Source organism: Neobacillus citreus (assembly GCF_018343545.2).
Lineage (GTDB): Bacteria > Bacillota > Bacilli > Bacillales > Cytobacillaceae > Neobacillus > Neobacillus citreus.
In genome coordinates, this window is sequence record NZ_JAGYPE020000112.1 from 1 (window position 1) to 8,501 (window position 8,501).

At 40.3% G+C, this 8,501-nt stretch carries 8 protein-coding genes; 3 read left to right on the plus strand and 5 right to left on the minus strand.

The genetic code is table 11. From position 1 onward, the window contains the following. The 5 genes from KHB02_RS28925 to KHB02_RS28945 all read right to left on the minus strand — a co-directional run. Positions 1 to 3,087: nitrate reductase subunit alpha (locus KHB02_RS28925; RefSeq protein WP_241114181.1), on the minus strand; the 3,087-nt coding region annotated here is incomplete at its 3' end. Beyond that, entirely contained in the window at positions 3,074 to 3,364 is a 291-nt protein-coding gene (locus KHB02_RS28930; RefSeq protein WP_213146775.1) for a hypothetical protein, read from the minus strand. The genes KHB02_RS28925 and KHB02_RS28930, both read right to left, overlap by 14 nt. A gap of 17 nt (positions 3,365 to 3,381) precedes the next feature. Further along, positions 3,382 to 3,684, minus strand: a complete 303-nt coding sequence (locus tag KHB02_RS28935) for a hypothetical protein (protein ID WP_213146655.1) — start codon at positions 3,682 to 3,684, stop codon at positions 3,382 to 3,384. Further along, the gene (locus KHB02_RS28940; protein ID WP_213146656.1) at positions 3,671 to 4,135 is read right to left on the minus strand and encodes a hemerythrin domain-containing protein; all 465 of its coding nucleotides are present in this window, start codon (positions 4,133 to 4,135) and stop codon (positions 3,671 to 3,673) included. The genes KHB02_RS28935 and KHB02_RS28940 overlap by 14 nt, the downstream gene beginning before the upstream one ends. A 141-nt stretch (positions 4,136 to 4,276) precedes the next feature. After that, positions 4,277 to 5,764 (minus strand): nitrate/nitrite transporter, encoded by a 1,488-nt coding sequence (locus KHB02_RS28945; RefSeq protein ID WP_213146657.1) that lies wholly within the window; start codon positions 5,762 to 5,764, stop codon positions 4,277 to 4,279. Between the two features lie 180 nt (positions 5,765 to 5,944). On the opposite strand from KHB02_RS28945, the gene KHB02_RS28950 reads away from it, so the two are divergent. The 3 genes from KHB02_RS28950 to KHB02_RS28960 form a co-directional block, all read left to right on the plus strand. Further along, positions 5,945 to 6,640 (plus strand): hypothetical protein, encoded by a 696-nt coding sequence (locus KHB02_RS28950; protein ID WP_213146658.1) that lies wholly within the window; start codon positions 5,945 to 5,947, stop codon positions 6,638 to 6,640. 1 nt (position 6,641) lies between these two features. Further along, on the plus strand, positions 6,642 to 7,379 hold the full coding sequence (locus KHB02_RS28955) for a hypothetical protein (protein ID WP_213146659.1): 738 nt from the start codon (positions 6,642 to 6,644) through the stop codon (positions 7,377 to 7,379). A gap of 91 nt (positions 7,380 to 7,470) precedes the next feature. Continuing rightward, positions 7,471 to 8,501 (plus strand): NAD(P)H-hydrate epimerase (locus KHB02_RS28960; protein ID WP_241114182.1); only part of this gene is annotated, 1,031 nt, incomplete at its 3' end.

Here is an 8,501-nt window from a genome sequence, read left to right on the forward strand (position 1 = left end):
GCTTTGTCTTCCAGTAAGTGTATGCCACGGTATATTAAATTCTTTGTTAATCGTAAACGGAGAGTACCGTCGATTATCCTTTTCGAGCCCACTCCATACTGGGGAAGAAAGGGTTGGTCTTGGTTGAATGGTTAAGGCGTCTAACGTATAATCTTCTTCCGCACGTTCCTCGGAAATATGAGTCAGTTTTTTACCTGTCTTTTCCTCCACGGATTTCCAACCTTCAACCGCTCGTTTGCCATTTGTAGCACCGGACATTAACAAAATGGCATTAATGGCTTTTTTATCGGTATAAAGGTCAGGATAACCTTTTCCAATACCTATATGTTTGGATGGTCCTAAGCGGTCAAGTAAATCCTTGTAAACTTGGTCACCAGGAATTTTAACCCCTTTTGTTCCATATCCATTTTTTATATTTGGCCCAACGGTAATCCACATATCGTATACATTTGGATAATCACGTTTGACAAAATTAAAGTTTGGTAAGGTTTTTCCCGGTATTGCTTCCACTTCACCTTTTCGCCAGTCTTTGACTTTTCCGAAAGGCTGAGCAATTTCATTGATGGTATCATGTGCAAGTGGCGACAAAACAAGGTCCTCTTGAGCAGGAAGATGGTTTTTAGCAAGTTCAGAAAAACTTTTGGCAATTTCCCTAAATGCATCCCAATCGCTTCTTGTCTCCCAAGGAGGAGAAATGGCTGCATTAAACGGATGGACAAATGGATGCATATCCGTGGTGCTAATATCGTATTTTTCATACCACGTAGCAGCTGGAAAAATAATATCGGAGAAAAGTCCTGAACTAGTCATTCGAAAATCCATGCTGACGAAAAGATCTGTTTTCCCTTCAGGTGGCTTATCAGACAAGTTCACATCCTCGGGTTGCCAAGAATTTTCATAATCACCTAATACAGAATCTTGTCCTCCAATTAAATGCTTCACGAAATATTCATGTCCCTTTCCGCTATCTCCTAATAAATTTGAACGCCAGTTGAAAAAGACTCGCGGAAAATTACGTGGATCGTTTGGATTCTCAATGGCAAAGTCAAGCTTTCCTTCCACTAGTTGTTTTGTGATATCTTCGATAACCGCTTGATCATTTTTGTTTCTTGAGCGTGCTTCTCTTACTACATCTAAAGAATTTTTTGAAAGTTGTGGAAAGCTTGGTAACCATCCTAACCTTGCCGAAAGGGCATTAAAATCAGCTGGATGCATGCTGGAATATTTGCTTCCCCACTCTGATTCTTCTTCTTTTTTTTCATATTCATAGCGGAATTGCTCTGTTGCAAAATAAAAGAAGGAAGTACCGTTCATAAACCTTGGAGCCTTCACCCAATCATTAGCAAATGCAATTTGGGAGAATCCTTCAAGCGGACGTACTTTCTCTTGACCTACGTAATGCGCCCAACCCCCGCCATTTACACCTTGTGAACCGGTTAAAAGAATGAGATTTAAAATACAGCGATAAATTTGGTCACTATGATACCAGTGGTTTGTTCCACCACCCATTGCAATCATTGATTTACCCTTTGTCAATGCTGCATTTTCCGCAAATTCTCTTGCCACTTGAATTACATGAGCTTTGTTAACACCTGTGATACTTTCTTGCCAAGCAGGAGTATAGGGACTTTTATCGTCATTATAGTCCTTTGGATAGTCACCCTTTAGACCTCTGTTAATTCCGGTATGTGCCAACATTAAATCATAGATAGTAGTAATGAGTAATTCATTTCCGGATTTATCTTTTATTTTTTTTACTGGAACTTCACGCTTAATCAAACCGCCATCCTTTTGGCCAAAGTAAGGGAATTCGACCATAGCAGTATCATCTGAATCATCTAAAAAGCTCATTTTGGGATTAATATTATATAAATCTAAGTTCCACTGATTTCCGTTATCCCAGCGAAAACCTTGGCTGCCGTTAGGAATGGCAAAGTTATCAGTTGTTTCATCCCAAACCACAGTTTTCCATTCACCTAATTCTTCTTGGTCAGAAAGATCTGATGCACGTAAGAAACAATCAGAACGGTAATTATCATTTTTCTTTTTTAATGTGATTAAAAATGGCAAATCCGTATATTGTTTTGCATATTCCATAAAATATGGCGTTTCTTTATCTACATAGAATTCCTTTAAAATCACATGTGTCATCGCCATGGCAAGCGCTCCATCTGTCCCAGCTTTGGCAGGCAGCCACATGTCAGCAAATTTTTCGTACTCTGCGTAATCTGGGCTGACCCCGACTACTTTTGTCCCGTTGTATCTTGATTCCACCATAAAGTGGGCATCTGGCGTTCTCGTTTGTGGAATATTGGTTCCCCAAATAATAAAATATTTAGTGTTATACCAATCTGCACTTTCCGGAACATCTGTCTGATCACCCCAAACTTGCGGTGAAGCCGGTGGCAGGTCTGCATACCAATCATAGAAACTTAATATTGTTCCTCCGATTAAGGACAAAAATCTTGTGCCGCCACAATAGCTGACCATTGACATTGCAGGAATAGGGCTAAATCCAACGATACGATCTGGTCCATATTTTTTTATCGTATATATACTGGCGGCAGCAATCATTTCACAAAGGTCATTCCAATTCCCCCGAACAAAACCGCCTTTTCCTCTTGCTTTAACATAACGTTCACGCTTTTTAGGGTCAGTAACGATATTTTCCCATGCCTGAACTGGGTTATTGGCTTTTTCCAATTCCTCTTTCCATAATGAATAGAGTTCTCCACGAACATATGGATATTTTACACGGGTTGGACTGTATGTGTACCATGAAAAGCTGGCACCACGAGGGCACCCTCTGGGTTCATATTCCGGAAAATCATCCCCAGTAGAGGGATAATCTGTTTGCTGTGTTTCCCAAGTGATAATCCCATCTTTTACGTGGATTTTCCAACTGCAAGAACCCGTACAGTTTACTCCATGAGTAGATCGCACGACTTTATCATGTCCCCAACGATTACGGTAAGCTGACTCCCAATCCCTTGGACGCGGACTTTCTTCTGTCCAACCATCATTAATTCGGTCTCCTCGAACGAGATGTTTAAGAGAATGGAACAAATTATTCTTATGCTCCTCCATCGCACACCTCTCCTTCCTTTATTAAATCTCTTAGTGGGTTAAAGTTATCTCCCAATAATCGATAGGAATCTTTACTGACATTAAAATCTTCTACAAAAACATCCCAATTTGCCGAATTAGCAGCAGATATGATGAGACGCTGCAATGTATTCATATCATTAATTTCATAAATTTTTTGGATCATTTCCCCCGGTAAAGTGCCGAATCTCATTTGTAAAACGGCAATCAAATCTTCTCGGTCATCAACCAAAAGTGCATCTGCTTGAAATGAAAACAAAAGCGTTTCAACTCCTTTCACACTTTCATCATTTTGTAGTAATCAGCAATTAATATAGACTTGCATTTTTCTGCAGATTCTTGAAAAAAGCTTGTCACTTCTTCATCAGGATGCTCCATTTGTTCAATAGTGAATTGACGGGTTACAGATTGAGAAAAATCAGCAGAAAATTTCAATGAAACTTCAAATTTGTCCTCGACTTTTAATACTGTGGATTGAACATCATATGGATGAATATGAAAATTCGAGAAAGTCTCAACCATCTTGTCATATAAGGCGGGTGCTCCATAGCGTAATAGTCTTTCCTCAAGCAATCTCATCACTCTCTTCCGCAATTTCCAATTTATAGAATTCTTTATGTCCTAGAAGTTTATTCATTTCATCGTCATTATGTAGAGAGTCAACAATAATTAAGGAATCCATTAAAGATACTAATTTTTCATCAATCTCATTATTTATTAACAGAGCCTTCATTTGTTCTACCATTTTACGCATAAGGTCATGGTCACGAGTCAACTGTATGACAAGAGTTTTTAAATGGGGTTTTTCAGTTACCATTTCCTTATATAAACCTTCTTCCTCTGAACTTGCATGCTGCAATGTCCTAGATTCCCAATGTTCAATTGATACCTCTGCTACTTTAATGGCTTTTTCCTTTTGACCATCTTCCACGCATTTTTGTAATAACATCCTTAATTCTTTCGCCTCGTTTAATGCTGATTCATGGATTAAGTCATGTGCATCTTGTTTTTTTAAACTAGGTCCTGACAATTTAAAACATCCTTTCAAATTAGTACTTAATTTCCTGGTGGATAATTTTCCAAGTATTCCCTTACTATTTCCAACAAAATGTAAATTATTATAAAATAAAAAAAGAGTTGAATTTCTCAACTCTTTTGTACATTTAGATCACTAACGCAGTTCGTTAAACATTCCCACATAATTCAGCGGGTTATCATTTTCATCCTTAATGGTGCTGATGGTTAACAACTCCAAATAAATTTGCCCATCCTTCTTTTTGTTCCAAATTTCACCCTGCCATGAGCCGTTTTTACGGATATCCTCCCACATTTTTGTATAAAATGCTTCATCATGTTTTCCTGAGCGAAGGATAACGGGTGTATTGCCAATGGCCTCATCTTTCGAATACCCAGTAACAGCAGTGAACGCAGGATTAATCCGTTGAATAACCCCCTTTAAATCTGTCACCATGATTCCTTCCGCGGTGCTTTCAATAACCTGGTTAGAAATCTGTAATTTATCAAGGAAGTATAGGGCTGTCACAATAATCGCAGCAGCAAGTGCGAATTCGGAAAGAGCCATAAAGCCAATCGCATAATGGCCGGTCATATTAAATAGAATCGTTAACACGATTGGCGGGAAAAATCCGCCCAGTCCCCCCATGGCCGCTACAATACCGTTTACAATGCCGGCCTGTTTTGAAAAATATAAAGGCACAAGCTTGAAAATGGTACCATTTCCGATCCCTGCACAAAAAGCAACTAAAATGCAGCCCACGGTATAAATAGGCAATGACGGAGTAAACGATAACAGAAATCCGGAAAAAGTAATCGCATTAAAGATCACAATCAAGATGAGATAAGGGTTAAATTTATCAGCAAGAAAGCCCCCGATCGGACGCATGATGGTGGCAATGACAATAAACCCGGCTGTTCGGAAACCAGCATCCACCTTCGTTAAATGAAAATGGTTAACAAGGAAGGCAGGTAAATAAACAGTAAAGGCAACAAATGAACCGAAAGTTATAAAATAGAACAAGCATAAAAACCAGAGCCGATAGTTTTTATAAATACTTTTAATTTGACCGGTTAAGGAGACCCTTACCGTTTGTTCTTTTTTGTCACCAAAGATAAATGTCAGAACCGCGAAAATCACGATTAAAATTAAAAATAATTGAACAGTGCTTCTCCAGCCGATGGCATTGGCCAAAAGCGGAGCAGAAAAGGAAGTAAAGGCTGTACCAATGTTACCAGCCCCGTAGATGCCGTTTACAAACCCATGCCGTTCTTTTGGATAATATTTCGGCAGGGAGGTAACCCCAATCGAAAACAACGCCCCTCCGACACCAAGTGCTAAACCGCCGATGATTAAATCGGTGAAGGAATCTGCCAGGCTGATATAGTAAACAGGCAGAATTAGAAATAGCAGTCCAATCGTAAACAACCATCTTGCGCCATAGCGATTTGTCCAAAAGCCGATCGGAACCCTTAAGATCGAACCTAGAATGACAGGAATCGCTGTTACGGTCGATAGCTGACCAGGTGTCAGCTTAATATCAGTTTGAATAAAAGATATTAAAGAAGAAATGATGACCCAAATCATGAATCCTAAAACTAAGTTAACTGTTTGTAAAACCAGTTGAAAATTGGCTTTCCCCATTCATTAAACACCTCTTAAAAATTTCTAATAATCATAGGATGAGCAAAAACAAATAAAAACATTTTCCCTAAATTTACCCTATATATCCAATAATGTGAAATATTATTTAAATTAGGATGTGCAAATTCTGAGTTATACTATATTGTTAAATTAAGGAAACATAGAAAGGGATGAGTTTCTATGGGGAATGTAAATCTCATCGCTGTTTTGCTGGGGATTTTGGGATGGGGGACGACCGGTTATTTCGCCTATCTGATTTATAAAAAACAGACCATAAAAATAAGCCTGTGGAAAGTGATAGTCATTCTATTCATAGGTGTTTTTTCTTTTTCCTTCGATTGGAGGATGTCTGAAACGACCATTAAGCTTGCCATTTTGCCATTAGGTGTTTGGATCCTGTTTTGGTTAAGAGGCAGGACAGAACAGTGGCAGGTTTATCGGCACTTTGCCTGGCTTGGATTTTTTGCCAATTATATTTTTCTAGCGACAACTTTAGTTTATATACCGCTGTATCATTTTGTTTATCCAGAAAACCAGGCAGACGTCTATATTTCAAACATCGAGAGAGCTACTATTATTAATACCTACCTCACTGCACAAAATCTTTCCCTGGATACAATATCATTACAAAAGCAGCTCCCAAAAATGATGGAAGAACCCATCCACAGCACGGAATGGTTCCATGAGTCTGAGGAAGAGACTGATAAAAAAAGTGAACGATTCCCTTATCAGCTTGTTGGTTCCGCTCCCAAGTTTGGAAGTGGCCTTAATGTGATTGTTTATGTTGAAAACGATGGAAAAGGATTATTGATTTCGACACCGGAAAAACAGCATTATTTTCGCTCGGACGAATCGATATTAAAGGGCGGACAATGACATGGGAAAAAAGATGATGATTTTCGGAATAGTAATTCTGCTCTTGTCCGCGGTAACAGTATATTGGTTTTATTATTCCAAGCCGGATCGATTTTTAACGAATCAGCAATTGGTTGAGGAAATAAATCATGTTTTTCCCGAAGTGGCAGCTGACACCATTCAAGATATAATCCACGTGGATGAACGTCATAAAGTTATCCCGTTCGTAACAAAGGATAACCGTTATGGATTAAGCTATTGGGCATGGAAAAATCATCAATGGAAGGCTGTATATATTGATAATGCCGGGGAGCCTAAGGTTTGGAGGGTTAACCAAAAGAATCCATCAACTTACACGATTGTCTGGAACATCCACCCAGATGATGCGGTTAGCTATATGAAGTTTTATTTAAAGAAAGACAGGAATTATCTAATAAGGGACGGGATAGAGACTTATTATCCGGGCATTCTGCTAGAAAAAACGGTGCCTCTTGACGGTAAATCCTATGGTGTTTTAAGGATGCCCGCCGAATGGAGCTCCATTATCGATTCTTTTGATGAATTAAACAAGGCAAAGCAGCTGAATTTTTTTCAAGATGTATTTCCTGCAAGGGACTTGTTTTTTGGCTGGACGCCCTATAAAAGTTCTGGGGAGGAAGCGGCCATCAAGGCCACTGCGAACGGAAATTCCTTTCATAGTGGAGAAGAAATGATTGATTTTATTATGTATGTAAATGAATCAGATCTAAAATCTGAATAATTTCCAAAAGAGTCCAACAACCTCGGGCTCTTTTTGGGAGGAAAAGATGTAAAATGAAACTAGATATATTCGATGAGGAGGTTGGTTTGACATGTTTGCGGCGGGGCAAAGGGACATGCAGCGGATGGATCAGTATACGATGGAAAGGATTGGTTTACCTGGTGTGGTCCTAATGGAAAATGCCGGGGCAAGAGTAGTAGAGGAAATTATAGCGGACTTCCCTTGCCCAAATCCACGGGTCCTCGTTCTTGCTGGCGGCGGGAATAACGGCGGCGACGGTTTTGTTATTGCCCGCAAGCTGATTGATGCGGGAGTCAGGACTCTTGTTTGTCTGCTCGTCGATCCTGAGCGTTTAAAGGGAGATGCAAAAGTCCACTTTGATGTGTATATGAATCGCGGGCTGCCTGTCTATTACCTTCAAGAACATTCACTTAAGGGTTTAAAAAATGAATTGAACACGGCGGATGTGGTTGTCGATGCCATTTTGGGGACTGGGGTAAATGGCCCTGTCAGGGAACCCTTCAGCAATGTGATTTCCATGGTCAACGAACATACTGGAAAGAAATTGATCTTGTCTGTTGATATCCCTTCAGGTGTCAGCAGCGATACCGGGAAGGTTGTAGGAGAAGCAATTAAGGCTGATAAGACGATAACATTTGTTTTTCCGAAAAAAGGCTTCTTTTTACAGGACGGACCAAAATATATCGGTGACTGGAAGGCGGTTGATATTTCTGTACCGCCCTCGGCCGCGGCAGATTTAGGACTGGACATGCCACGGGTGATAACAGGGCCTCTTGTGCGGGAGGTGCTGCCAAAACGGCCAAGGCATGGTCATAAAGGGACATTCGGTCATGCCCTGATAGTCGGCGGCTCACGCCCATATGTAGGCGCCCCGATATTCTCAGCGAAGGCAGCCTTACATTCCGGTGCAGGTCTGGTAACGCTGGCCGTTCCGGAAGGGATTTATCCGATGGCGGCGGCGCAAAATCCGGAATCATTATTTTTGCCTTTATCTGATGAGCATGGTCATTTTGCTGCCAGGGCAGTTCATGAAATTATTCCGCAGCTTCAGCAGTTTGACTGTGTAGCCATTGGTCCCGGGATGGGCCGGTTTACTGGCGG

What these genes read in the sequence shown, in the direction of transcription:
- KHB02_RS28955 (WP_213146659.1), top strand. Translation starts at nt 6,642, where the DNA reads ATGGGAAAAAAGATGATGATTTTCGGAATAGTAATTCTGCTCTTGTCC.
- KHB02_RS28950 (WP_213146658.1), top strand. Translation starts at nt 5,945, where the DNA reads ATGGGGAATGTAAATCTCATCGCTGTTTTGCTGGGGATTTTGGGATGG.
- KHB02_RS28945 (WP_213146657.1), bottom strand. Translation starts at nt 5,764, where the DNA reads ATGGGGAAAGCCAATTTTCAACTGGTTTTACAAACAGTTAACTTAGTT.
- KHB02_RS28935 (WP_213146655.1), bottom strand. Translation starts at nt 3,684, where the DNA reads ATGAGATTGCTTGAGGAAAGACTATTACGCTATGGAGCACCCGCCTTA.